A 25,929-nucleotide genomic window follows, 5' to 3' on the forward strand; every position below is an offset into this window, starting at 1 on the left:
TATACCACTAAATTATGAAATTGTTTTTGTATAACCATTTTATTACGAAGATTAAAACGTATTCTTTTGTAATAACCCTAGTGCTTTTGCTTAATTCCTGTGCGACGCATAAAGCCCAATATGGTAAAAATGTTAGCACTCACGAAACAGAGAACGCAACAGACACTATAAAAATTGCGCACACCTTTTTCTTAGTAGGTGATGCAGGAAATGCAGATGAAGAGCAGGCACAACAAACTTTAGAACTATTACACGAAAAGCTAAAAAAAGCGAGTAAAAAATCGACTTTAGTTTTCCTGGGCGATAATATTTATCCCAAAGGTTATCCTGCTGATAAAAACGATTCACAAAAGCCTTTAGCCGAAACCAAACTTACCAATCAATTAAAATTAACCAAAGGATTTAAAGGAAAAACCATTATGATTCCGGGAAATCATGATTGGTACAGTGGAATAAAGGGTTTAGAAAATCAGTCTGATTTTGTGGCCAAATATCTTAATGATAAAAAAGCATTTCTTCCTCGAAAAAGTTGTCCGATAGAAGATGTAAAAATTGACAGTACAGCTACATTAGTTACCATTGACAGTGAATGGTTTCTGGAAGATTGGGACAACCACCCGACAATAAACGACAATTGTGATATTAAAACCCGCGAAGCTTTTTTTGAAGAACTTGAAAGCATTTTAAATAAAAATCAGGAGAAAACGGTTATTCTGGCGATTCATCATCCGTTATTAAGCAATGGATCACACGGTGGACAATATTCGTGGGAAAAACAATTATTTCCTTTGGAGAAAAAAATTCCACTGCCAGTAATTGGCTCTTTTATTAATTTACTTCGAAAGACTTCCGGAGTAAGCCCGCAGGATCTTCAAAACAAACAATATATCATTTATGCCAAGCGAATTAAAACATTATTACAAGGCCAAAAAAATGTTATTGTAGTTTCAGGACATGATCACAATCTGCAATATATCAATAACGAAAACATCACGCAGATTATTAGTGGTGCCGGATCTAAATCTGAAGCAGCAAGAGCTGTCAATCCAACTGATTTTTCTTATGGTGGCAATGGATATGCAACCCTGACTTTATTCAAAAGCGGTGATGCAAAAGTAAATTTCTTTGGAAACGAAAATAATCACGAAAAAATGCTTTTTGAACGCGAAATCATTAAAGCGAAAGAAATAAACTGGGCTGCAAATGTTCCAAATAAATTCCCATCAACAGTTACGACTTCTATTTATTCGGCTAAAATGACGGACAAAGGCATCTTTCATAAATTTTTATTCGGTCAGCATTACAGAAAATATTACAGCATGCCTATTGAAGCCAAAACTGCTACTTTAGATACTTTAAAAGGCGGTTTAAAACCTATTCGCGAAGGCGGAGGACATCAATCTGTTTCCTTAAGAATGTCTGATCCAAAAGGAAGAGAATATGTAATGCGTGCGATGAAAAAAAGCGCCACTGTATTTTTACAGTCTGTTGCTTTTAAAGATCAATATGTTGTAAATGATTTTGAACAAACTTATGCTGAAGATTTTCTTTTAGATTTTTACACCACTACACATCCTTATACTCCTTACGCAATTGCCAGTTTATCAGATCAATTGGGGCTTTTGCATACTAATCCGGTTTTGTATTATATTCCGAAACAGGAAGGTTTAAAAGAATTCAATTCGAATTTTGGAGATCAATTATATATGGTTGAAGAGCGACCTGCGGACAATCATCTTGATGGAAAGAACTTTGGAAAACCAACTAATATTATTAGTACAGATGATATGATGGCCAATCTTCGTAAAGATGAAAAATATTCAGTTGATGAAAAAGAATATATAAAAGTTCGCTTATTTGATATGCTTATTGGCGATTGGGACAGACATAGTGATCAATGGCGTTGGGCAGAACACAAAATTGGCGATAAAGTAGTTTACAAGGCTATTCCACGCGATCGTGATCAGGCTTTCCCTAAGTACGACGGAACTTTACTATCACTCTTAATGAACGTTCCGGCAATTCGTCATATGAGAACTTTTAAAAGCAAAATCGATAATGTGAAATGGCTTAATAGAGAACCTTACCCATTAGATTTGGCTTTCTTAAAAACCGCAGAAGAAAAAGACTGGATTGAACAGGCTAAATATATTCAGGAAAATTTATCAGACAGCGACATTGATAATGCATTTAAAAATTTACCTAAAGAAGTTCAGGACGGAACGATTGAAGACATCAAGCAAAAACTAAAGAGCAGAAAAAAAGAGCTACAGAAATACGCTTCAGAATACTCAGATGTTCTTAATAAAACGGTAATGATTGCAGGAACAGATAAAAAAGACAAATTTATTTTAAATCATAATGCCCGAAAAAATATTGAAATTCAGGTTTTCAGAATAAAAAAAGAGGGCGATGAATTGGTTTATACTAAAACAGTAAAAGATGACAAAACTAAAAATCTGTGGATCTACGGATTAGATGATGCCGATGTTTTTCAGGTTACAGGAGAACAAAAGTCTGATATTAAAATCCGTTTGATTGGTGGTCAAAATAATGATACTTACAACATTGAGAACGGAAAAAAAGTTATTGTTTACGATTTTAAATCAAAAGAAAACACTTATAATCTGGATTCTAAAACAAAAACGGAACTTACAGATGATTATGATGTGAATTTGTATAATTATGAAAAACCAAAATACAATGTTTTTTCAGGTCTGCCTAATATTGGCTACAACCCTGATGACGGCGTAAAAGTCGGTATTAATTTAAATTATACGGTAAATAATTTCAAACAAAATCCATATACACAAAGACATATTTTTAATGCCTTTTACTATTTTGCTACTGGCGGTTTAGAGTTTAATTATGCGGCACATTTTCCGGGCTTATTAGGTAAGTGGGTTATAGATGTTGAATCATTGTATACAACGCCAAATTTTGCAATGAACTACTTTGGTTACGGAAATGAAACGGTAAATAATGATGATGAACTAGGATTGGATTATAACCGTGTTCGTATCAGAAAATTTAATGTTTCAGGTGCAATCAGACACGTTGGGCGTTATGGCAGCGAGTTTAGCGTACAGCCTATTTATCAGAGAATGACAGTTGAAGAAACAGAAAACAGGTATATCGATACTCCCAATATAGTTAATCCGGCTGTTTTCGACAGTCAGAATTATGGAGGATTAAAAGTAAAATATCTTTTTAAAAATGCTGATTTTGCTGCAAAACCAACTCTAGGAATGGCCTTTATGCTTGCAGCCACCTGGACAGCAAACTTAAACGAAACGAAGCAAAATTTCCCAACGCTGGAAAGTATTCTTGGATTTACGCATAAAATTGATAAAAATGGCAAGTTAGTTTTGGCTACCATCTTAAAAGGAAAAGCCATTTTAAACAACAATTACGAATTTTATCAAGGTGCTGCTTTAGGTGGAGATACCGATTTACGCGGTTATAGAAACGAACGTTTTCTAGGAAATTCGTATTTTTCTCAGAGTACAGATTTAAGACTTAGCATTGGAAAAATTCAACGTACAGTTGCTCCTTTAACGTATGGTATTTTAGGAGGTTTTGACTACGGAAGAATTTGGCTTGACGGTGAAGATTCTAAAAAATGGCATCAGGATTACGGAGGCGGACTTTGGTTGAATGCCATCAACGTGATCACAGCAAGAATCTCTTATTTCCAATCTCCTGATGAAGTGGGAAGAGTTATTTTTGGAGCGGCATATAGTTTTTAAAAAAGGCGCTAAGGTTCTGAGGGACTGAGGTTCTAAGGCTTTTTCTTAGGTTCAAAGTTGCAAAGGCTCAAAGTAACAAAGATTTTTTAGACACGCATTCACAAGTTATTTGTAATAAATAATTCGTGAATGCGTGCCTATTTTTTTCTTAGTACCTCAGAACCTTAGCGTCTTAGAACCTTACTTTATTTTAATTTGAACTCGTAAACGTTACCTCCTACTTTATTTGTTTTTTCGTCGGCGATCAGTAAAGTGTTGTTGTCTTTGAAAACTACGGCCTCTTTTTGAGAAAAGTGATTTAGGTTTATTTCTGTTTGAGTTCCTTTGTGGAATAAATCTCCTTTATAACCTTTGAACAAAACAATTTTATCGTGGCTTAATAGTACTACTTTTTTTCCATCAGGACTAATGGTTGCACTGGTTAACACGCAATGATTATAATTATTACAAGTTTTAAACTCTCCAATTTTAGTTGCTTTTTGAGTGCCTGGTTTATTTGCTATTTTATAAATAAAAGCAGTTCCGTCAAATCCCTTACTTCTGTTTTTTGTAAAAAGATAAAAGTAGTTTCCGTGTTCAAAAAAGCCTTCAACATCATAAAACATTTCTTTTTTCTTTGGAGGAAATTCTGTTTGTTCCGGATATGAAAAAGAGATCTTATATTCGGCGGAAGCCTGATCTTTATTGAGCTGATTTTTATTTACTTTATATATGCAAAGATCTTTTCGTTCATTGTCGTTATTTCCAAAATCTCCAATGTAAATATTCCCATTTTTATCTTTCGTAATATCTTCCCAATCTACATTTTTTGCATTTGAAATCGTGATCGTTTTATCTAATTTACCTTCAGAATTTATAGCGTAAATAGCATTTTTATTTCCACTGTCTTCCAGCGTATAAATTAATTTAGAATCTGAAAAATAAGTAATTCCGGAAACTTCTTTTAACTTTTTCGGAAGCGAATAAAGCGTTTTCAAATCACTGTCTGATTGTTGCTGACAAGCTAATAAAACGAGAGAAGATATAATTAACAAAGACTTTTTCATAGTATACATTTATTTTTATTTAGCCACAGATTTCACAGATTAAAATGATTTCACAAAGTAAATCTCCAAAAAAAACTTTCTAATCTGTGAAATCTGTGGCAAAAAGTTAAATCAAATTCGTGTTTTTAAAGTTACGAGTAATAAATTCAAATGCCGCGAACATAATATGTCCCATTGATTTGGCATTTTTAAATTTCATATCATTAGTATAACGGTACAATTCCATTTTTAGTTGATTCAAATGTTCTTCTGTCGAAATAGTATCGTGGCACATTATATTCAATAGTTTTTTAATTCTGTTTTCGGCAGAATGAATACGTTTCGCTAAAATTGCTCTTTCCTCATCTTTATATTGAATAATCGAACGCTCTTCTAATTTCTCCTTAATCAGTTTTATCATTGGATAATTTTCCTTGAAAAACTGAGGACGATAGACTTTAAAATTCCCTTCATAACACTGCTGATCAAAATCAATCGGACGTATTTTATAAACTACCTGATCAAAATCATGAATCGGGACAATTACATAATTATACGCACGCATATCTCCCAGAAGACGAATCATACAGCGTTCGTTGAACTTTACAAACTCTTTTGCAATTTGAGACTTTTCCATTTCAGTACAGCTATCCAATAAAGTATCCATGAAAACGTCACCCGGAATTCCGATGATGTGCTCTTCGATTAAAGTATCTTTAAAAACTAAAAAGTTGATTTTATCCGGCGAAAGAATATCCTCTAATTCTAAACCATAAATTCTTGAAGCATCTGCTTTTTTAATATAAAAATGAACGTAATTATCATTGAGAATATTTCGGACTTTAATTCGGAAAGGTTTTGAATTTCCGAAAGTGCAATAATCAATAGCATCAATATTTAAAAACTGAATAATCTCGCTATTCCCATCAGAATGCAAAAGCGAATAGATTTTTTTCAGATTTAAGTCAATTTCATTTCTTTCAAACTCGCTGTAATAAACGCGAATCCACAGAGTATCCGTTTCATTTTTATCGTAGACATTTATAGAACCAGCAAATCGCAACAAATCATCATAGAACACAGATACTTTCGAGATCCGTTCGTAGCGTTCTAAATAACTTAAAAGAGAAGGTGTTAAAGGATAAGACGGTTTTTTTAAAACCATTAAAGGTTCACTCATTTTTTAAATATCTTTAGTACAAATTTACATCAATCGCATGATATAAATAAATTTAGCGTAACAATATACAAGTTGGATCGTCATACTAAAAACTAAAACCGAAATAAATTTGGAAACCATTCTTACCATTGAAAATCTTAGTAAAAGATACGGGCGTATTCAGGCCTTAAAAAATGTATCTTTTGAAATACAAAAAGGCCGTGTTTACGGAATTCTAGGCCCAAACGGAAGTGGAAAATCGACTACTTTAGGAATTGTACTTAGTGTTGTAAACAGGAGTTCAGGCGATTATCGCTGGTTCAACGGACAAATGCAAACACATGAAGCTTTGAAAAAAGTGGGCGCTATTATTGAGAGACCCAACTTTTACCCGTACATGACAGCTGAAGAAAACCTGAAACTGGTTTGTAAAATAAAAAGCATCAATTATACTAAAATCAATGAAAAATTGGATTTGGTTGGGTTGTCCGAAAGAAAAGACAGCAAGTTCAGTACTTTTTCATTAGGAATGAAACAGCGTTTAGCCATTGCTTCGGCACTTTTGAACGATCCTGAAATTTTGATTTTGGATGAACCAACAAATGGATTAGATCCCCAAGGAATTCATCAGATTCGTGATATTATTAAAAAAATCGCCTCACAAGGAACTACTATTTTACTGGCATCTCATTTATTAGATGAAGTAGAAAAAGTATGTTCGCACGTAATTGTTCTGAGAAAAGGCGAAATTTTATATTCCGGTTCGGTTGACGGAATGTCGGCTAATGAAGGTTTCTTTGAAGTTCAGGCCGATGACAATTTACTTTTGAAAACAGCTTTACAAGAACATTCTTCTATAGACAGAATTACTGAAGAAGATGGAAAAATTTTGGTGTACTTAAAATCAGAATTATCAGCTTCAGAACTTAATCAGTTTTTGTTTTCTAAAAATATTGCTTTAAGTCATTTAGTAAAACGCAAAAACAGTTTAGAAGCACAATTTTTAGAATTAACCAAAAACGCCACCATCCAAAAAAATTAAACCATGAACAGACTTATCTCTATAGAACTTCAAAAAATCTGGATGAATAAAGCCAGCCGCATTTTAACATTAACTTATTTTATATTACTTTCTTTTATAGCGCTTATCGCTGCTATAAAATTTGACATAGGCGTTTTTAAATTTCATTTGGCCGAAATGGGAATTTTTAATTTTCCTTTTATCTGGCATTTTAATACTTATGTTGCCGCAATCCTTAAGTTTTTCCTAGCCATAGTTATTGTCTCTATGATGGCTAATGAATATAGCTACGGAACTCTAAAACAAAACTTAATTGACGGTTTAAGCAAAAAAGAATTTATTCTGTCCAAGTTTTTAACAGTAGTTTTGTTTGCATTTGCTTCAACGGTTTTTGTTTTTGTAATGAGCTTAATCTTAGGATTATTTTTCTCTTCTTATACAGAATTCAGTATTATTTTTAGTGATTTAGATTATCTTTTAGCTTTTTTCGTAAAGCTGACAGGTTTCTTTTCATTCTGTTTATTTCTTGGAATTTTGGTAAAACGTTCTGCTTTTGCACTAGGTTTTCTTTTAGTGTGGAGTATTCTTGAAGGAATTTTAAAAGGTATTCTGGCTTTCAAAATTTTTCCAGAAAGTAATACAGATGAGAAAATCATGCAATTTCTTCCTCTAGAAGCTATGTCAAACTTAATTGTAAATCCAGGACCTCGATTATCAGTTGTTAAAAATATTGGTTCTCAAATAGGAATCGAAACTGACATGGATTATAGTGTAAATTACTTCACGATAGTAATCGTTTTGGCATGGACTGCTTTATTTGTTTACTTCTCTTACAAATTATTAAAAAATCGAGATTTATAGTATATTTGTTATACTATGAATAAGGCAAAAAGTTTTTTAATCGTTTTATTTTTATGCTGTCTGTCTGCAAAGGTAAATGCACAGGTCATAACTATTGATGATCAAAGATCACCGCAACAACTTATTGAAAACACTTTAGTCAATAGCTCTTGTGCCTCCGCTTCAAATTTTTCTGGTAGCGGAGACACTTTTACCCCAGGAAAACAAAGTTTTGCTTATTTTAATAACAACGGAAGCAATTTTCCTTTTAATGAAGGTATTGTTTTAGTAACATCAACAGCTCAAAGTGCAGTTGGACCATTTAGTAGTGATGCAAATGAAGGTGCTGGCGATAGTCCTCAGTGGGGCAATGACAGCGATCTTGATGCAATACTCAGCATTAATTCCTTAAATACTACAGTTTTAGAATTTGATTTTATTGCTTATACAAGTTTATTAAGCTTTAATTATGTTTTTGCTTCAAATGAATATCAGTATAATTATCCTTGCCAATATTCAGACGGATTTGCTTTTTTAATAAAAGAAGCCGGAACTACTGATCCGTATAAAAATTTAGCTGTAATACCGAATACCAGCATACCAGTTTCTTCTATAAACATTCATCCGAAAATTGAACCTGGAACAAGACCTGGTGGTATTTCATATACAGGCTGTGAAGCTTCAAATGCAAGCTATTTTAATGGATTGAACACCAATACCAGTCCAATAAATTATGCAGGACAAACTGTGGTTATGACTGCTCAAAGCACTGTAGTTACAGGAAAAAAATACCATGTAAAATTGGTAATCGGCGATGCTGACGTTAGATATCAAAATTCAGCAATTTTCCTTGAAGCAGGTAGTTTTGCTTCAAAAATTGTTCTTGGAGAAGACCGTACAATGGCAACCAATAATCCCGCTTGTTTTCAAGAAAAAATCCTTTTAGACAGCAAACTTTCTCCTTCAGACTATACATTTAAATGGTATAAAAAAGACAATCCTGCTACCATTCTGGGTACAAATTCAACTTTTGAAGTTACAGAAACCGGAACCTACAAGGTTGAAGCAACTGTTATAAGTACAACATGTACACTATCGGGTGAAATAAAGATTGATTATGCTCCGGAAATTCCTTCAACAAATACTTCTCTAGTACAATGTGATGATAATACAGATGGGATATCTATTTTCAATTTAACCAAAGCAGATAACATTATAAAAAATAATGATTCCGAAATTTTAAATAGCGGTTATTATGAATCAGCGGCCAATGCTGAAGCAAAAACAAACCCTATTTCAACTCCTGATAAATATCAAAATAAATCGCTCAATCAAGTTGTTTTTGCGAGATTAGAAAATAAATACGGCTGCTATAAAATTGCTGAAGTCACATTGCAAATTTCTAATAACACGATAGCAAATCAAAACCCAATAGAAACATGTGATGAAGATGGAATTCAGGACGGTTTCTATCAATTTGATTTAAATGCGGAAGCAACTTCACAAATCGTTTTCGGGCTACCAAACGGACTAACTGTACAATATTACCTAACAGCGACTGATGCAGTAACAGAAACCGGTGCAGTTCCAAATATCTTTAAAAACACTACCGCTTTTTCCCAGACCATTTATGCCAGAGTTGTAAATGGACCCGATTGTTATGATATTACACCTATAACACTTGTTGTAAACACTTTTGATCCGCCTAATTTTGAGGACGAGTCAGTAATTTTATGTAAAGATGGTAATATAACCTTAACTGTCGATCCCAGTTTTAGCAGCTATTCATGGAACACTGACCCTACGAATACCACTAATTCACTAATAGCTTATGATGCCGGCAATTATTCGGTCACCGTACAAGATGCTAATGGTTGTAAAAAAACTAAAACTTTTAAAGTTATTTTATCAGAACCTGCAATAATAACCGGAGCAGTAATCAAGGATTTTTCTGCTAATGACAATTCAGTTTTACTTGAATATACCGGTGCTGGAAATTATGAATTCTCAATAGATGGCCTTGGCTTTCAGGATGAACCAATGTTTAACAACGTAGAACCAGGTATCTACAATGCTGTTGCAAGAGATAAAAATGGCTGCGGACCTTCTAACACTTTTCAGATAATTGTTTTAGACTACCCAAGATATTTTACGCCAAACGGAGATACTTATCATGATTTATGGGCAATTGAAAATTCCAGTCTGCTTCCTGATTATAAAATTTTTATTTTTGATCGCTACGGTAAATTACTAAAACAAATGAATAAAAACAGTACTGGATGGAACGGGCAATTTAATGGCCAGGAACTACCCTCAGACGATTATTGGTTTACTTTAACTTTTGATGACGGCAAAAATGTTAAAGGGCATTTTAGTTTAAAAAGATAAACTAACAAATTCCAAATAAAAGATTCCAAATTCCAATATTGATCTTAAATAAAAAATCCCAAACTCCTATAATTGGAATTTGGGATTTTTCTATTGAAAATTAAATCCTTAGATTTTAAATCTTTTTCTATCAGTTTCAGTCAAATAAATTTTTCTTAAACGGATTGATTTTGGAGTAACCTCTACATATTCATCTTTTTGAATATACTCTAAAGCTTCTTCAAGAGAGAAAATAATTGGTGGAATAATTCTGGCTTTTTCATCATTTCCAGAAGAACGAACGTTAGATTGTTTTTTCTCTTTAGTTACGTTTACACACATATCGTCACCACGAGAGTTTTCTCCAATTACCTGACCTTCGTAAATTTCAGCATTTGGTTCAACGAAAAACTTACCACGATCTTGTAATTTATCGATAGAATAAGGAATAGCTTTTCCTTTTTCCATAGAAATCAATGAACCTTTGTTACGTCCGGCAATTTCTCCTTTGTACGGCTCATATCCTATAAAACGGTGTGCCATAATAGCCTCACCAGCAGTAGCAGTAAGCAATTGATTACGTAATCCAATAATTCCACGTGATGGAATATTAAATTTTACAATCATACGTTCCCCTTTAGTTTCCATAGAAAGCATTTCTCCTTTACGCATTGTAACGAATTCAACTGCTCTTCCAGAAAGCGATTCTGGTAAATCGATTGTCAATTCCTCAATTGGCTCACATTTTTTACCATCAATTTCTTTGATGATAACTTGTGGCTGACCAATTTGTAACTCATACCCTTCTCTTCTCATTGTTTCAATAAGAACAGATAAGTGAAGTACTCCACGGCCAAAAACCATGAATTTATCAGCAGAATCAGTTTCACCTAACTTCATAGCCAAGTTTTTCTCTAATTCTTTTGTAAGTCTTTCTCTAATATGGCGAGAAGTTACAAATTTACCTTCTTTACCAAAGAAAGGTGAGTCGTTGATTGTAAACAACATACTCATTGTAGGCTCATCGATATCAATCGTTTTTAGACCTTCAGGATTTTCAAAATCAGCAATAGTATCACCAATTTCAAAACCTTCAACTCCAATGATTGCACAAATATCTCCAGCAATAACTTCTTGTACTTTTTTACGACCAAGTCCTTCAAAAGTATGAAGTTCTTTGATACGAGACTTAGATACAGTACCATCTCTTTTTACTAATGAGATTGGCATACCTTCTTTAAGAACACCTCTTTCTAAACGACCAATAGCAATACGACCTGTAAAGGCAGAGAAATCTAAAGAAGTAATTAACATTTGTGGTGTTCCTTCAGAAACTTTAGGAGCTGGTACATTTTCAACAACCATATCTAATAATGCTTCAACATTATCAGTTACGTTTTCCCAATGATCAGACATCCAGTTGTTTTTAGCAGAACCATAAACTGTTGGAAAATCCAACTGCCATTCTTCAGCACCTAATTCAAACATTAAGTCAAAAACTTTTTCATGAACTTCTTCAGGAGTACAGTTTTCTTTGTCTACTTTATTAATAACTACGCATGGCTTAAGACCTAAGTCAATAGCTTTTTGTAATACAAAACGAGTTTGTGGCATTGGACCTTCAAAAGCATCCACTAGCAAACATACACCATCGGCCATGTTCAATACACGTTCTACTTCACCTCCAAAATCGGCGTGGCCTGGAGTGTCAATAATATTGATTTTTGTTCCTTTATATTGAACTGATACGTTTTTAGAAGTAATAGTAATCCCTCTCTCACGCTCTAAATCGTTATTATCAAGAATTAAATCACCTGTGTTTTCGTTATCGCGAAATAACTGACAGTGATACATAATTTTATCAACCAAAGTGGTTTTACCGTGATCGACGTGGGCAATAATTGCAATGTTTCTAATAGATTCCATCTGTGATTTTTAATGGGTGCAAAGGTACACTTTATTTTGATATAAAAAACGTTTCTTTGATACTTTGCGTATATCCAACTAATTAGTTCACTGAACAATGTAAATTTAACTGTCAAATTGACATTCAATAATTGCTGAATTATAGTTAATTTAACTATATTTGAGTAATGAAAAGTAAAACTCTCCAAATTACTCTAGTTTATATTATCATTTCGTTATTTATGACTATAATCTGTCATAAATTACTCACGATTTACTTTTCACCAACAGAAAACTATAATTTATTCCTTGCCAAAGACATTTTTTTTATTCTAGCCACAGGACTGGTATTCAAATATATACTCTCGAAAAATGAAGTCAAAAATAAATCTGTTTTTGAAAAACTAAAACAGACTAACGAAGAAATTAAAGAATCTAACGAAAAATATGATATTGTAGCCAAGGCAACAAGCGACACTATTTGGGACTGGAAAATTCAGGAAGACAGCATCAGCTGGAATAGAGGTATCGAAGGGATATTTGGCTACAATCAGGAAGATGTCGGCAAAACCTCAAAATGGTGGTTTGATAAAATCCACCCTGAAGACAGCATCAGGATGTCAATAAAATTATATTCGTTCATTGAGCAAAAAACCGAAAAATGGCAGGATCAATATCGTTTCAGATGTGCTGACGGAACTTATAAATATGTATTAGACAGAGGCTTTTTATTAAAAGATGAAAAAGGAAGAGCCATCAGAATGATTGGAGCTATCCAGGATATCACGAAACAAAAAGAAGAAGAACAGCGATTAAAACTTTTAGAAACTGTAATTACACAATCTAAAGACTCTATTTTAATTACAGAAGCAAATTCCGTAGCCCGCAGGATTCCGAAGATTGTTTACGTAAACCCCGCATTTTCTCAAATGTCAGGATATCAATCCAATGAAATAATTGGAAAATCTCCAAATATTTTCAAAGGGCCAAAATCAGATTCAGAGGAGCTAAAAAAACTATTAAGAGCTATAAAAAATGAAGAAGAATGTTTAATTGAAACCATTAGCTACACCAAACAAAAAGAAGAATTTTGGGTTCGATTTTCAATGATTCCAATTTTCAATAACGAAGGCGTGATTTCACACTGGATCTCCATACAAAGAGACATCACCGATGAGAAAAAACTAGAAACAGAAAAGGAACATCTTATTCGCGAATTAACACAAAACAACAAGGATTTAAAACAATTCTCATATATTACATCACACAATCTTAGAGCCCCTTTATCTAACTTAATTGGTCTTTTAAATCTCATTGAAGACATACCTGTTGAAAATACCGAACTTGAAGAAATCATAGCAGGATTCACAAAATCGACACATCTGCTAAACGAAACAATCAATGACCTGGTAAAAGTCATTATTATCAAAGACAACCCTTCAATGCAAAAAGAAGAAGTCTCTTTACAAGAAGTATTCGAAAACGTATTTAGTCAATTATCATTTCAGATAGAATTACACAAACCAATCATAAAACTAAAGTTCGACAGAGTCCCGTTATTAAACACAAACAAAGCCTACATAGAAAGCATTTTACTTAATTTACTAACGAATTCCATAAAATACAAATCAGAAAATCGAAAATTAAAAATATCAATAATGGCTGAACAAATAGATCACAAAGCCATATTAACTTTTAAAGACAATGGAATTGGCATAGATCTTGAAAGAAACCGGGACAAGGTTTTTGGCTTATATCAACGATTCCATAATTATCCTGACAGCAAAGGACTAGGATTATATCTGGTAAAATCGCAGGTCGAAACGATGGGTGGCACCATAAGCATCGAAAGCGAGGTCAACAAAGGAACCACATTTACAATAACATTTAAAAATTAACAGATTATGCTTGAGCAAATCTTATGCATTGATGACGATCCAATCACATTAATGCTCTGCAAAAAAGTAATTTCAAAATCCGAGTTTTCGAATGAAATTATTACGGCTCAAAATGGCGAAGAAGCACTACTCCACTTCAATACATTAAAATACACCAACAACAAAAACAAAGTAAGCAAAAAACCCGAATTAATTTTTTTAGATTTAAACATGCCCGTCATGGGTGGCTGGGAATTCCTGGATCATTTTACATCGGGAGATTACACTGAGTTCAGCAACGCCGCAAGTGTCATTGTTTTATCTTCTACAATAGACCCTGATGATTTAGCCAAAGCAAAAAAATACCCAATAATTATCGATTTCCTTTCAAAGCCAATTACCCTTCCAATGTTAGAATATCTTAAAAAGAAGATAGATCTTTAAAAATTCCAAATGAAAAATTCCAAATTCCAATGCTAAACTTCGTCTAAAAGCAATATTGGATCAACGATAAATGTTGTGAAAAAATAAAGAATGTATTCACTAATTATTTTTTACCACAAAGATCACTAAGATTTTTATCTTTGAATACCGTAGAAAAACTAAGAGTTCACAAAGCTGGATCAATAAAATTCAGTATTTTCTGTGGTAATTTTTTATTTTCTAACATCAGCAAAGGGGTCACGAAAGGCGGAAAAAGATTAATCACCCACAGCTTTGCGAACTTATTAAAGATCCTGCAAACACAGCAGAAAAAAACTTTGCGCGCTTTGTGGTTTTCTTTTGCTGCTCAACAGCTTTTCTTGTTGATCCACAATATTGGAATGTGGAATTTCTTATTTGGAATTTAAAATTTACACTATTTATCCAAACAAAAAAGCCCTCTAAAGAGGGCTTTTCGTATATTTAGGAAATTGTAGTTAATTACAATTTAGCAACATGCTTAGTTAATTTAGACTTCAAGTTAGAAGCTTTATTATCATGAATGATGTTCTTTTTAGCTAACTTATCAATCATAGAGATTACAGTTGATAATTTAGAAGCTGCATCAGATTTTTCAGTAGCTAATCTTAATGCTTTAATTGCATTACGAGTAGTTTTATGTTGATATCTGTTAAGAACTCTTCTTTTTTCGTTACTTCTGATTCTTTTTAATGCTGACTTATGATTTGCCATTTTTTCTTAATTTTAGATGTAATAATTATTATAAATACTAGTTAAAAAAGAAAAACCTCCCACAATTGTAAAACAATCACTTTGGTTTTAACTAATAAAACAAAAATCGAGACACCAACTTTTATTTTACAAAACTTATTTACAACTAATTTAGTAGTCTGTAAGGGAATCGAACCCCTGTTACCAGGACGAAAGCCTGGAGTCCTAACCCCTAGACGAACAGACCATTATCGTTCTAAGTTTTTCTATATTTACTATAGAGGTATTATTGTAGCCCGTAGCGGAATCGAACCGCTCTTACATGGATGAAAACCATGCGTCCTAACCGATAGACGAACGGGCCATTTTTATTCTCAGTATTTTAAGAACAATTTCGCAGAAAAAGTAGTAGCCCGTAGCGGAATCGAACCGCTCTTACATGGATGAAAACCATGCGTCCTAACCGATAGACGAACGGGCCTGCTTCTCTAATGCGGATGCAAAAATACAACTATTTTTAAGATGTACAATACCTGATGCAAAAAAAATTAAAAAAAATTAATATGCCTTTGCGAATAACACTCTTTTTGTTGACGGATTACCAGTAAATACGCAGGTTCCCGCTTCTTCCACACTATCCAAAGGAATACAACGAATCGTTGCTTTTGTCAAGTCTTTTATTTTCTCTTCAGTAGCAGCAGTACCATCCCAATGAGCTGACACAAAACCTGCTTTACCTTCTAAAACTTCCTTAAATTCCTCAAAACTATTTACTTCCGTAATATGTATATTACGATAGTCTAATGCTTTATTAAATAAGTCTGCCTGAATCTGCTCTAACAGGTCATTTACATAAGTAACAATTCCTTCAGCAGAAACCACTTCCTTTGTCAATGTATCACGTCTTGCAACTTCAAAAGTTCCATTTTCTAAATCTTTTGGACCCACAGCAATTCTAACAGGAACACCTTTCAATTCCCATTCAGCAAATTTGAATCCTGGTTTTTGCGTTGTTCTGTCATCATATTTAACTGAAATTTTCAACTTTTTCAATTTCGCAGTTAAATCATTAACCGCAGTTGTAATTTCTGCCAATTGCTCATCTGTCTTATATATAGGAACAATCACAACTTGTATAGGCGCTAAATTTGGAGGCAAAACTAATCCCTGATCATCAGAGTGCGTCATAACCAAAGCTCCCATTAAACGAGTTGAAACCCCCCATGAAGTTCCCCAAACGTGCTCTTGTTTTCCTTCAGCATTAGCAAACTTCACATCGAAAGCTTTTGCGAAATTTTGCCCTAAAAAGTGAGAAGTACCAGCTTGCAATGCTTTCCCATCCTGCATTAAAGCCTCAATACAATACGTTTCATCTGCACCGGCAAAACGCTCTGTTTCTGTTTTAATTCCTTTTACTACTGGAATTGCCATAAAATTTTCGGCAAAATCGGCATAAACATTCATCATTTTCTCAGATTCTTCCAAAGCTTCTGCTTTTGTAGCATGTGCCGTATGCCCTTCCTGCCATAAAAACTCTGCAGTTCTTAAAAACAAACGTGTACGCATTTCCCAACGAACCACATTCGCCCATTGATTAATCAATAAAGGCAAATCTCTATAAGATTGTACCCATCCTTTATAGGTAGACCAAATAATAGCTTCACTTGTAGGACGAACAATAAGCTCTTCCTCCAATTTAGCATTTGGATCAACCATTAGTTTTCCGGGTTTATCCGGATCATTCTTTAATCTATAATGTGTTACGATTGCACACTCTTTTGCAAATCCTTCTGCATTTTTCTCTTCCGCTTCAAACATGCTTTTCGGCACGAACAAAGGAAAGTATGCATTTTGATGTCCTGTCTCTTTAAACATTCGATCTAACTCCGCCTGCATTTTTTCCCAAATAGCATATCCGTACGGTTTAATAACCATACAGCCTCTAACTCCCGAGTTTTCAGCTAAATCTGCTTTAACAACCAGTTCGTTATACCATTTCGAATAATCTTCTGATCTTGTAGTGAGGTTCTTACTCATATTGAATAGTTTGGCACAAATTTTGTTTTAATAATTTTAACTAAATAGTTTGACAAAACTAACTATTTTTGTAATGTGCAACAATAAAAAACACCACAGATATGAAAACTTCTACTACTCTCCGCCAAAACTCAAGTCATTTTTACTTAATTGGACTACTGAGTTTACTAGTTGCTTCGTGTGGTTCTTATCAAAATACATCCTATCAGGACAATGATGGCGTTTATGGTGGTTCGACAAGAACATACGCACAGTCAACAAACAATTCTGCTAACAGCCAATATAAAGATTATTTTAAATCACTACAAGACACTGATGACCAGCCTACAGAAATATTTACTGATGTAGACAGCTATGGTAATTATGCAGAAAACGACAGTACACAAACTGCAGCAAAAGCTTATCCTGCTTGGGGAAGCGCTAATACAGATGTATCTGTAACCGTTTACTCTGACCCAATGTGGTCATGGGGAATTGGATTTGGATGGGGATACCCATACTACGGATATGGCTATGGCTACGGATGGGGCTATCCTTATTATGGATGGGGCTATCCTGGATATTATCCAGGCTGGGGTTACCCGGGTTACTACCCAGGCTACGGCTATGGATACAACAACTACTCTTACAACTACGGAAGAAGAGGATCTGCAGCTTACTACGGATCTAGAGGATATTCTACAAGAAGTTCATACAATACTGGTAGAAATTATGCCGGAAGAGGAAACTATACCACAAACAGAAACGGCTACACTACTAACAGACGTACAGACTACTCTGACTTTAGAAGAAGCTCTAATGCAAACAGCAGAAGCTACTCAACAAGCCCCACTTTCACAAACAGAAGAGGGACAGCACAAGGTCAAAGCAACAGTTATGACTACAGAAGATCTGGCACAACTACAAACAGAAGTTACAACAATACCAACAGTAACTCGACAAGATCATACTCTCCTAGCCCATCTCGCTCAATGAATAGCAGCGGAGGAAGCATGAGATCGTCCGGCGGTGGCTCATACGGCGGTGGCGGTGGCGGAAGATCTGGCGGTGGCGGCGGAGGAAGAAGATAATTTCTCCTTCTCACTAATCGGATAACTCACATTTAAAACTTAACCACATGAAAAAAATACTTTTCCTTTTTATTACAGGACTAACTTTTAGCGTCTCACATTCTCAGGAAGTATCAGATGCTGTGCGTTATGCACAAGATAATATAACCGGAACTGCAAGATTTAGAGCTATGGGTGGTGCATTTGGAGCTGTTGGAGGAGATTTATCATCTCTAACTGTAAACCCTGCCGGTTCTGCAATATTCAATAACAATCAGTTTGGAACAACTTTTAGTAATCAAATCATTAAAAACAATTCTAATTACAACCAAACTCAAACTAGTGATAAAGAAAATTCTTTTATTCTAAATCAGGCTGGCGGTGTTTTTGTTTTCAATGACCGAAATCCAAATAACAACTGGAAAAAAATTGCTATTGGTGCAACTTACGAAAACACCAATAACTTTGATAATGAGATTTTTTCAGCTGGATTAAATGCTAATTCTATTGATAGTTATTTTTTAGCCTTTGCAAACAATAGCAATGGCGGAGCACCTGTACCTCAACAATTTGTAAAACTACAACCTGGCGAATCAATTAGTGACCTATATGGTTTTTTAGGCTCTAATTTACCTAATTATCAATACCCAAACTTATCTGGCTATTCCGCACAACAAGCCATGTTAGGCTATCAGGGATTTGTAATAAATCCGGACAACCCAAACAACCCTAACAGCACCTATGTTACCAATGTTCCATCAGGAGGAAAATATTATCAGGAGAATAACGTTTACACCACAGGATACAATAGTAAATTAAGCTTTAACATTGCAACATCATATAAAGAAAGAATTTATTTTGGAGCCAATTTAAATGTTCATATTACAGATTACAGAAGATCAAGCAGTTTTTACGAAACTAACGATAATCCATTAGTACCTAGAGAAACTATATCTAACTTAACTTTCAATAATGAATTATATACTTACGGAAACGGTTTTTCTTTTCAACTTGGAGCAATTGGTAAAGTTACAGAAGCTTTCCGTCTTGGTTTAGCATACGAATCTAATACATGGTACGATCTTTACGACGAAGTTCATCAAAGCTTATACACAACACGACAAGCCACAAATGGCCCTGAATTATACGCAAATTTAAACCCTAATGTTATAAATATTTACGAACGCTACACTTTACAAACTCCTGCAAAATGGACTTTTAGTGGTGCCTATGTATTTGGAAAATCAGGTTTAATTAGTGTTGATTATGCAATTAAAGATTATTCAAACACAAAATACAAACCGACAAATGACCCAGGTTTTAGCGGATTAAATGGAGACATAAATAACCAATTGACTAGTAACGGTGAATTGAGAATTGGTGCTGAGTACAAAATAAAGCGACTAAGCCTAAGAGGCGGTTACCGATTTGAAGGTAGCCCTTATAAAAACGAATCAACAATTGGAGATTTAAACAGCTACTCAGGAGGTTTAGGTTATAGCTTTGGTTCTACCAAATTAGATTTAGCTTATTCTTATTCAGAAAGAAAATCAAATCAGGGATTTTTTGCCACCGGATTTACTGATGGCGCCAACATTTCATCGAAACTTAATAATGTTTCTTTGACTTTATTATTTGAATTGTAATTAAATTAAAATAGATTAATTTGAAATTTCCGTCAGGTCTTACCTGGCGGATTTTTTTTAACCCTGATGAGAGCAACACCCTTTTACTAACTTCTTTAGAAAGAAAATACATAACACATCCCGAAATCTAAGGAGATTGACTTATAAAAATCATCTAAAAGAAACCGAAACAAGTGGTGTTTGAATAAAAAAGTGTAATTTTGCACTCCAATTTATAAAAGTATGAGAACCAAGTCTTTAAAAAAGAACAAAATTAACGTAATCACTCTTGGGTGTTCGAAGAATGTATATGACAGTGAAGTGCTAATGGGACAACTTCGTGCCAATGGCAAAGAAGTACAACATGAAGCGCCTGCAGCCGAGGAAGGAAACATTATCGTAATCAACACTTGTGGTTTTATTGATAACGCAAAAGCCGAATCAGTAAACATGATTTTGGAATATGCAGATAAAAAAGACAAAGGTTTAGTTGACAAAGTTTTTGTAACCGGATGTTTATCGGAACGTTACAGACCAGATCTTGAAAAAGAGATTCCAAATGTTGATCAATATTTTGGTACAACTGAGTTACCTCAGCTATTGAAAGCTTTAGGAGCCGATTATAAACATGAATTACTAGGAGAACGTTTAACTACAACCCCTAAAAACTACGCTTATTTAAAAATTGCAGAAGGTTGCGACAGACCTTGTAGTTTTTGTGCGATTCCTTTAATGCGAGGTAAACACGTTTCTCAATCAATTGAGAAGTTAGTAAAAGAAGCTGAAGGATTAGCTAAAAATGGCGTAAAAGAATTAATCTTAATCGCTCAAGACTTAACTTACTATGGTCTTGATATTTATAAAAAGAGAAATCTTGCTGAACTTTTAGAAGCTTTGGTAAAAGTGGAAGGAATTGAGTGGATTCGCTTACACTATGCTTTTCCAACTGGTTTCCCAATGGATGTTTTAGAAGTTATGAAACGCGAACCTAAGATTTGTAATTACATTGATATTCCGTTACAACACATCTCAGATTCTATTTTAAAATCGATGCGTCGTGGAACTACACAAGCCAAAACAACTCAATTACTAAAAGATTTCCGCGCAGCAGTTCCAGGAATGGCAATCAGAACTACTTTGATTGTTGGTTATCCGGGAGAGACACAGGAAGATTTTGAAATTTTGAAAGACTTTGTTCAGGAAATGAAATTTGACAGAATGGGATGTTTTGCTTATTCTCATGAAGAAAATACACATGCTTATTTACTGGAAGATGATGTACCAGACGATGTAAAACAAGCCAGAGCTAACGAAATCATGGAATTACAATCTCAAATTTCATGGGATTTAAACCAGGAGAAAGTTGGACAAGTTTACAAATGTATTATTGACAGAAAAGAAGGCGCTCATTTTGTTGGAAGAACAGAATTTGACAGCCCGGATGTAGACAATGAAGTTTTGATAGATGCGTCTAAACATTATGTAAAAACAGGAGAATTTGTTAATATACGCATAATAGAAGCAACAGAATTTGATTTATACGGAGAACCTGCTTAAATTTACGGTAACCTATTGTCAATTTTAGATAAAATATATTTATGAAACCTACACACACACTTTTTATTTTAGTTTTCACTTTATTGTGTTTCAATTCTGTTTCGGCACAATATGGAAATGGGTATAATAATGGCTATGGTGGAGGTGGTTATGGGAGAAGTGGCGGAATGGGAATGGACAGAAGTATGATGTCTGGCCCGCAAAGCACTCCGAGCAAGCCTAAAGAAATTCCTGCTGAAGAAACTGCCGCAAAAATTGTTGAGCAAATGAAGCCAGAGGTAAAATTGGATGACTTACAAGCTATCGCAATTACCAATGTTCTTGCAGACAGCATGAGAGAACAAGGAATTCTTTTGAAAAACGAAGAGAGCAGTCAAGATCAAAAAATCGAACAATTGACTGCATTAAGAGAAAGTACCACTAAAAAAATCACTGCTTTTTTAAATCCTGATCAAATAGAAAAATACACCAATTTCATGGCTAATTTTAAAGAGGTCAAGAAAACGAAAAACAAAAAGAAAAAAGATTCTGACACAAAAGAAATAAAAGAGGAAACAGAAGCAATAAAAGTTCACGAATAATTGTTTATAACCTAATCCTAGAATGTAACTAATCATGACGACAAAGCATTTTTATTATTTGATTTTAGCAATTGTAATAACTTCGTGCTCCACGAATCCTTATAAATCTACAGAAAAAGCCTACGATCAACAGCTTAAAACCTTAGAAAACCAGATTACAAGCAAAGAAGCAAAGACAATTCCCGCTGTTAGTCCAGTGGTTATTGATACCTCGTATGCTTCGCAATTAGGAATTGTAAAGGACACCTTATCAAAAACAGGTTCAACTGCGTTGTTAAACGGCATTAATACAGAATGGATTGGTACGGTTAATTTTAATTTAAGAAAACCGAGTTTTATCATTCTACATCATACGGCACAAGATTCTGTACAACAAACCATAAGCACTTTTACCAAAACCAGAACACAGGTTAGCGCCCATTATATAATTTCTGAAAACGGAAAAGTTGTACAGATGCTAAATGACTATTTAAGAGCTTGGCATGCAGGTGCATCTACCTGGGGTAAAAACACAGATTTAAACTCATGCTCTATTGGTATTGAAATTGACAACAATGGCTTTAAACCTTTTACCGAAGCACAAATTAGCAGTCTTGTAGCCCTTTTAACAAAATTGAAAAAAGATTATAATATTCCAACTCAAAATATTTTAGGGCATTCTGATATTGCACCAGGAAGAAAGCAAGATCCAAGCGCTTTATTTCCCTGGAAAACTTTGGCAGAAAAAGGATTCGGAATTTGGCCAGACCCAATTTTAGAAGAAGCTCCTTTTGATTTCAAAATAGAACCTGCTTTACGTATTATTGGCTACAATACAAAAAATCTTTCAGCCGCAATACAGGCTTTTAAATTACACTATATTCAAACAGATGCTACATCAGTTTTAGATAGAAAAACAATAGATACTATTTATTCGATTTACAAAAAACAGATTCAGTAAAAAGACAATTAGTAAAAATACAAAAACGCGTTTCTAAACACTTAGAAACGCGTTTTTGTATTTTTTGAAGCATACCACCTTATGATGAAGGATGCAAGAGTATAGAACAAAGAAAAGAAATGACTGAAATTATATTAAGCTCCTTAAAATACTTGTTAAGCAATCAATATTTTAAAGTTTTTATATCTCACTACCACTCCTCTTTCATCTTCACTCTTTCATCTTCACTCTTTACTCTTTACTTTTTACTTTTTACTTTTTACTTTTTACTTTTTACTTTTTACTTTTTACTTTTATCAATCTTAAACAAATAAAAAAGCTGCCAAAACATTTACATGTTTTGACAGCTCCAAAAAAAAAAAAAAATATCAATCTTTATCTCTAGAAAGAGTATGTTGTAGCAATTAATCCGTAGAACGACCCTCCTGTTGGAGCAGCATCACTATCTAAAAAGATATCTTCTGATGCAGCATCGTATCTAAACTCAGGAATTATAGTAAGTTTTCCAACTTTATAGTTCAATGAAATTGTATTTGCGAATACGTTTGACCCTGTTAGTGTCCCTAAACTTGCCAGAGCAGCATCTTTAGCGTCAAAATATTCCATTCTGTATGCCAATAGTAAAGACGGGCTAAATGAATAATTAGCATATCCTACTAGTGAAAACCATTCACCATCACCTAAGCTTGAAATATCATTTTTAGTTTTAGCATATGTTGCATTAAAACCAAGACCAAAACTATCACTTATTGTCTTTGAAGCAACTAAATCAAATTGTGTTTTATTATCTTCAGAAGCCGGATTACTACTTCCTGATGTAAAGTTTAGATAAGCGCTTCCTGTTTCACCTATATACCCTAATTGACCTATATATGTTTTTTGTGATGAACCTGCATCCATAGCCGATTTAAAATCAGTTGGATTAGTTATACCAAACATTGCCGTAAACTTCCCTGAAGTATATTGTGCTTTTACTCCAGTATTAAAGAATGGTCCATATGAAAAAGCATATGACATACTGTAGTTTTTATTACCTACTGCGTCAAGCACTTCATAGCCTATATGAGTTCCAAAACTTCCCGCAACTAATTTAAATTTTTCTGTAAGTTGGTATGTAAAAAATAATTGTTTAATTAAAAATTTTGCATTTATATCTTTATCTGTTGTTTCATTATATGAAAATTCTCCCGCTCTTTTTCCGAAACCTAAATCTACAAATACAGATGCTTTTCCGAAAGTATGACCTGCATTAATAGACGCCATTCCTAATTCAAATGAATCTTGTGAGTTGGTAAAGCTCGTTAATCCATTCATTTGTTTTGAAAAATCATATTTATAATAAGCATCTGCTGATCCTCCCCATGTAGTTGCTGGTACAACTGGAGTTTCGGTATCTTCCTGAGCAAATGCAAAAGAACTCGTTAACATCGCGGCTAAAATGTGCAATACTTTTTTCATGTTTTAATTGGTTTTTAGTTATTAAATTGATTCTGGTTAGTTAATCTTTTATATATGTATATTCTACTATAAGTCACTTTTAAAACCTCTAATCTCCCCCTAAAACCTCTTCATTTTCATTAGCGAATTTATTAACTTTTGTACGAGCAAAAGAATTGAAGTCTATTTTTTTGACGTTTTACAAGCAGAATTATGGATTACAAAAATTAAATTAACAATAATCGTTATTTGACATTAATACTGATTTAATTTTGAAAAATTCCTAATGCTGTTTTAGTAAAAATCAGAAAATTTTTAGGGTACACAACAAAAAACAACACACAAACAACCAAAAAACCACCACAAAAAGCAATAAAAAAAAATAAAACCCCTCTTAAAACAGGGGTTATTAAAATTTCACATAAAAACTAATTCACAAACATTAATTTATAAATATCTATATAAATTATATTTTTGAATTAAAAATTCTTACAAAAAATAGGAACCAAAAACCTTCTTAGAAGCTTAAAACACTCAATATAATTTTTAAATCAAAAGCAAAAAGTTTTACAATTAAAAACAAAAAAGCCTGATCATAAACTGAACAGGCTTTTTTGAAATAAAAGTAACCACTTCTACTCTTGCGAATTATACTTTCTTAAAAATTCACGAACTTGTATTCCAGATTCTTTTAAATCTTCCCTTTTCCATTTTCCTTCTGATTTTGCAGATTTTTTAAGAATAGAACACGTTTCCTCTTTATCAGAAACTGACCATGTTATCCAACTCAGTTTTCGATCTTCCATCCAATCTATGTATTCCTCCCATGCTTTTATATTTAAAGGTCCATCTCCAGATGCTTCCATTCCTGCAGACTCAGAAATAAATATTGGCAGGCCTTTATTTAAGGCTTCATCTGTCCTGTCTCTTAATTCTTTACCGTGTGTGGCTGCGTAAAAATGCATGGTATACATTATATTACTATAACCTTTTATAGGATCAGCAGCCGGAAGATTAACATCCTGATCCCAATGTGGCGAACCAACCAAAATAATATTGTCTGGATCGTTTTTTCTAATCACTTTTATTATTTCTTCAGAGTAAGCCTTAATTTCCTGCCAACTTTCATGATCTGGTTCATTAAAAATCTCATATATTATATTGGGATATTTAGCATACTTCTTTGAGATTTCATTAAAAAATTCTACCGCTTGCTTGAGATTTATATTGTGACTGTGCCAATCGATAATTACATAGATATCTGATTTAATAGCGCCCTTTATAACCTCATCAACTTTCTCTTTTGAGAATTCCGGCTCTTTAATATAGGACATGTTTCCAAGTTCAATCCCCATTGCAGCACGAACCACATTACAATTAAAATCCTTCTTCAACCATTGAACCGCTTTCTCATTATAAAATCTCGGCCACATACTATGCCAGCCAAAACTCATTCCGCGTAATACGATTGGATTATTATTTTGATCTGTTAACTGAGTTCCCTGAACGTGAAGTTGCCCATGATACTTTACAAATTGCGCATTTGAGACATAAAACACAAACAACATAATAATAGTAGACAATCGAGTTTTTGATTTCATTTCA

The 25,929-nt window shown here is 33.7% G+C and carries 19 protein-coding genes and 3 tRNA genes; 12 read left to right on the forward strand and 10 right to left on the reverse strand.

Features of this window, described 5'->3' with window-relative positions:
• Window positions 1–14: 14 nt before the first annotated feature.
• Entirely contained in the window at window positions 15–3,749 is a 3,735-nt protein-coding gene (locus AC3ITQ_RS21900) for a metallophosphoesterase (RefSeq protein ID WP_489236191.1), read from the forward strand.
• Between the two features lie 185 nt (window positions 3,750–3,934).
• Here the strand turns inward: AC3ITQ_RS21900 and AC3ITQ_RS21905 are convergent, their stop codons facing one another.
• Both AC3ITQ_RS21905 and AC3ITQ_RS21910 read right to left on the reverse strand, forming a co-directional pair.
• Window positions 3,935–4,795 (reverse strand): hypothetical protein, encoded by an 861-nt coding sequence (locus AC3ITQ_RS21905; protein WP_489236192.1) that lies wholly within the window; start codon window positions 4,793–4,795, stop codon window positions 3,935–3,937.
• 106 nt (window positions 4,796–4,901) lie between these two features.
• Window positions 4,902–5,954 (reverse strand): hypothetical protein, encoded by a 1,053-nt coding sequence (locus AC3ITQ_RS21910; RefSeq protein ID WP_056196099.1) that lies wholly within the window; start codon window positions 5,952–5,954, stop codon window positions 4,902–4,904.
• 109 nt (window positions 5,955–6,063) lie between these two features.
• Here AC3ITQ_RS21910 and AC3ITQ_RS21915 point away from each other — a divergent pair, with 109 nt between their 5' ends.
• From AC3ITQ_RS21915 to AC3ITQ_RS21925, 3 genes are read left to right on the forward strand one after another with little or no spacing between them, the layout of a single operon-like run.
• Window positions 6,064–6,975, forward strand: coding sequence for an ABC transporter ATP-binding protein (locus AC3ITQ_RS21915; RefSeq protein WP_489236193.1), 912 nt, complete (start codon window positions 6,064–6,066; stop codon window positions 6,973–6,975).
• Between the two features lie 3 nt (window positions 6,976–6,978).
• The gene (locus AC3ITQ_RS21920) at window positions 6,979–7,815 is read left to right on the forward strand and encodes an ABC transporter permease (RefSeq protein WP_489236194.1); all 837 of its coding nucleotides are present in this window, start codon (window positions 6,979–6,981) and stop codon (window positions 7,813–7,815) included.
• Between the two features lie 15 nt (window positions 7,816–7,830).
• A complete protein-coding gene (locus AC3ITQ_RS21925) occupies window positions 7,831–10,182 on the forward strand; it encodes a T9SS type B sorting domain-containing protein (RefSeq protein ID WP_489236195.1) in 2,352 nt (783 codons plus the stop codon).
• A gap of 108 nt (window positions 10,183–10,290) precedes the next feature.
• Here AC3ITQ_RS21925 and typA read toward each other — a convergent pair whose 3' ends face one another.
• Window positions 10,291–12,087, reverse strand: coding sequence for a translational GTPase TypA (typA, locus tag AC3ITQ_RS21930; RefSeq protein ID WP_072972968.1), 1,797 nt, complete (start codon window positions 12,085–12,087; stop codon window positions 10,291–10,293).
• Between the two features lie 167 nt (window positions 12,088–12,254).
• On the opposite strand from typA, the gene AC3ITQ_RS21935 reads away from it, so the two are divergent.
• The 3 genes from AC3ITQ_RS21935 (at window position 12,255) to AC3ITQ_RS21945 (ending at window position 14,794) form a co-directional block, all read left to right on the forward strand.
• On the forward strand, window positions 12,255–13,964 hold the full coding sequence (locus tag AC3ITQ_RS21935) for a sensor histidine kinase (protein ID WP_489236196.1): 1,710 nt from the start codon (window positions 12,255–12,257) through the stop codon (window positions 13,962–13,964).
• Window positions 13,965–13,970: 6 nt separating this feature from the next.
• Window positions 13,971–14,387: a response regulator gene (locus AC3ITQ_RS21940; protein ID WP_489236197.1), complete on the forward strand. Its 417-nt coding sequence runs from the start codon at window positions 13,971–13,973 to the stop codon at window positions 14,385–14,387.
• A gap of 140 nt (window positions 14,388–14,527) precedes the next feature.
• Window positions 14,528–14,794 carry a hypothetical protein gene (locus AC3ITQ_RS21945; RefSeq protein ID WP_489236198.1) on the forward strand — a complete coding sequence of 89 codons (267 nt, stop codon included), beginning with the start codon at window positions 14,528–14,530 and terminating at the stop codon, window positions 14,792–14,794.
• 73 nt (window positions 14,795–14,867) lie between these two features.
• Here the strand turns inward: AC3ITQ_RS21945 and rpsT are convergent, their stop codons facing one another.
• From rpsT to proS, 5 genes are all read right to left on the reverse strand, one after another.
• On the reverse strand, window positions 14,868–15,119 hold the full coding sequence (gene rpsT / locus AC3ITQ_RS21950) for a 30S ribosomal protein S20 (protein WP_007803459.1): 252 nt from the start codon (window positions 15,117–15,119) through the stop codon (window positions 14,868–14,870).
• A 154-nt stretch (window positions 15,120–15,273) separates the two neighbouring features.
• A tRNA-Glu gene (locus AC3ITQ_RS21955) sits at window positions 15,274–15,345 on the reverse strand.
• Between the two features lie 45 nt (window positions 15,346–15,390).
• A tRNA-Glu gene (locus tag AC3ITQ_RS21960) sits at window positions 15,391–15,462 on the reverse strand.
• Between the two features lie 45 nt (window positions 15,463–15,507).
• Window positions 15,508–15,579: transfer RNA gene (locus AC3ITQ_RS21965), tRNA-Glu, on the reverse strand.
• A 77-nt stretch (window positions 15,580–15,656) separates the two neighbouring features.
• Entirely contained in the window at window positions 15,657–17,135 is a 1,479-nt protein-coding gene (gene proS, locus AC3ITQ_RS21970) for a proline--tRNA ligase (protein WP_489236199.1), read from the reverse strand.
• Window positions 17,136–17,236: 101 nt separating this feature from the next.
• Here proS and AC3ITQ_RS21975 point away from each other — a divergent pair, with 101 nt between their 5' ends.
• The 5 genes from AC3ITQ_RS21975 to AC3ITQ_RS21995 all read left to right on the forward strand — a co-directional run bounded on the left by AC3ITQ_RS21975 (window position 17,237) and on the right by AC3ITQ_RS21995 (window position 22,887).
• Window positions 17,237–18,205 (forward strand): hypothetical protein, encoded by a 969-nt coding sequence (locus AC3ITQ_RS21975; protein ID WP_489236200.1) that lies wholly within the window; start codon window positions 17,237–17,239, stop codon window positions 18,203–18,205.
• Window positions 18,206–18,252: 47 nt separating this feature from the next.
• Window positions 18,253–19,830: an OmpP1/FadL family transporter gene (locus AC3ITQ_RS21980; protein ID WP_489236201.1), complete on the forward strand. Its 1,578-nt coding sequence runs from the start codon at window positions 18,253–18,255 to the stop codon at window positions 19,828–19,830.
• Window positions 19,831–20,052: 222 nt separating this feature from the next.
• Complete coding sequence (gene rimO / locus AC3ITQ_RS21985) at window positions 20,053–21,366, forward strand: 30S ribosomal protein S12 methylthiotransferase RimO (RefSeq protein WP_072972978.1); 1,314 nt, start codon at window positions 20,053–20,055, stop codon at window positions 21,364–21,366.
• Window positions 21,367–21,407: 41 nt separating this feature from the next.
• Window positions 21,408–21,947: a hypothetical protein gene (locus AC3ITQ_RS21990; protein ID WP_489236202.1), complete on the forward strand. Its 540-nt coding sequence runs from the start codon at window positions 21,408–21,410 to the stop codon at window positions 21,945–21,947.
• 34 nt (window positions 21,948–21,981) lie between these two features.
• Window positions 21,982–22,887, forward strand: a complete 906-nt coding sequence (locus AC3ITQ_RS21995; RefSeq protein ID WP_489236203.1) for an N-acetylmuramoyl-L-alanine amidase — start codon at window positions 21,982–21,984, stop codon at window positions 22,885–22,887.
• Between the two features lie 381 nt (window positions 22,888–23,268).
• On the opposite strand, the gene AC3ITQ_RS22000 is transcribed toward AC3ITQ_RS21995, so the two are convergent.
• Together AC3ITQ_RS22000 and AC3ITQ_RS22005 are read right to left on the reverse strand one after the other, a co-directional pair.
• Window positions 23,269–24,345: an outer membrane beta-barrel protein gene (locus tag AC3ITQ_RS22000; protein ID WP_489236204.1), complete on the reverse strand. Its 1,077-nt coding sequence runs from the start codon at window positions 24,343–24,345 to the stop codon at window positions 23,269–23,271.
• A 614-nt stretch (window positions 24,346–24,959) separates the two neighbouring features.
• Window positions 24,960–25,925 (reverse strand): glycoside hydrolase family 5 protein, encoded by a 966-nt coding sequence (locus AC3ITQ_RS22005; protein WP_489236205.1) that lies wholly within the window; start codon window positions 25,923–25,925, stop codon window positions 24,960–24,962.
• Window positions 25,926–25,929: the final 4 nt, after the last annotated feature.

The organism is Flavobacterium sp. KH_001, from assembly GCF_057840745.1.

Coding starts and splice junctions, on each gene's coding strand:
- AC3ITQ_RS21900 (WP_489236191.1), top strand. CDS start 15: ATGAAATTGTTTTTGTATAACCATTTTATTACGAAGATTAAAACGTAT.
- AC3ITQ_RS21905 (WP_489236192.1), bottom strand. CDS start 4,795: ATGAAAAAGTCTTTGTTAATTATATCTTCTCTCGTTTTATTAGCTTGT.
- AC3ITQ_RS21910 (WP_056196099.1), bottom strand. CDS start 5,954: ATGAGTGAACCTTTAATGGTTTTAAAAAAACCGTCTTATCCTTTAACA.
- AC3ITQ_RS21920 (WP_489236194.1), top strand. CDS start 6,979: ATGAACAGACTTATCTCTATAGAACTTCAAAAAATCTGGATGAATAAA.
- AC3ITQ_RS21925 (WP_489236195.1), top strand. CDS start 7,831: ATGAATAAGGCAAAAAGTTTTTTAATCGTTTTATTTTTATGCTGTCTG.
- typA (WP_072972968.1), bottom strand. CDS start 12,087: ATGGAATCTATTAGAAACATTGCAATTATTGCCCACGTCGATCACGGT.
- AC3ITQ_RS21935 (WP_489236196.1), top strand. CDS start 12,255: ATGAAAAGTAAAACTCTCCAAATTACTCTAGTTTATATTATCATTTCG.
- AC3ITQ_RS21940 (WP_489236197.1), top strand. CDS start 13,971: ATGCTTGAGCAAATCTTATGCATTGATGACGATCCAATCACATTAATG.
- rpsT (WP_007803459.1), bottom strand. CDS start 15,119: ATGGCAAATCATAAGTCAGCATTAAAAAGAATCAGAAGTAACGAAAAA.
- proS (WP_489236199.1), bottom strand. CDS start 17,135: ATGAGTAAGAACCTCACTACAAGATCAGAAGATTATTCGAAATGGTAT.
- AC3ITQ_RS21975 (WP_489236200.1), top strand. CDS start 17,237: ATGAAAACTTCTACTACTCTCCGCCAAAACTCAAGTCATTTTTACTTA.
- AC3ITQ_RS21980 (WP_489236201.1), top strand. CDS start 18,253: ATGAAAAAAATACTTTTCCTTTTTATTACAGGACTAACTTTTAGCGTC.
- rimO (WP_072972978.1), top strand. CDS start 20,053: ATGAGAACCAAGTCTTTAAAAAAGAACAAAATTAACGTAATCACTCTT.
- AC3ITQ_RS21990 (WP_489236202.1), top strand. CDS start 21,408: ATGAAACCTACACACACACTTTTTATTTTAGTTTTCACTTTATTGTGT.
- AC3ITQ_RS21995 (WP_489236203.1), top strand. CDS start 21,982: ATGACGACAAAGCATTTTTATTATTTGATTTTAGCAATTGTAATAACT.
- AC3ITQ_RS22000 (WP_489236204.1), bottom strand. CDS start 24,345: ATGAAAAAAGTATTGCACATTTTAGCCGCGATGTTAACGAGTTCTTTT.
- AC3ITQ_RS22005 (WP_489236205.1), bottom strand. CDS start 25,925: ATGAAATCAAAAACTCGATTGTCTACTATTATTATGTTGTTTGTGTTT.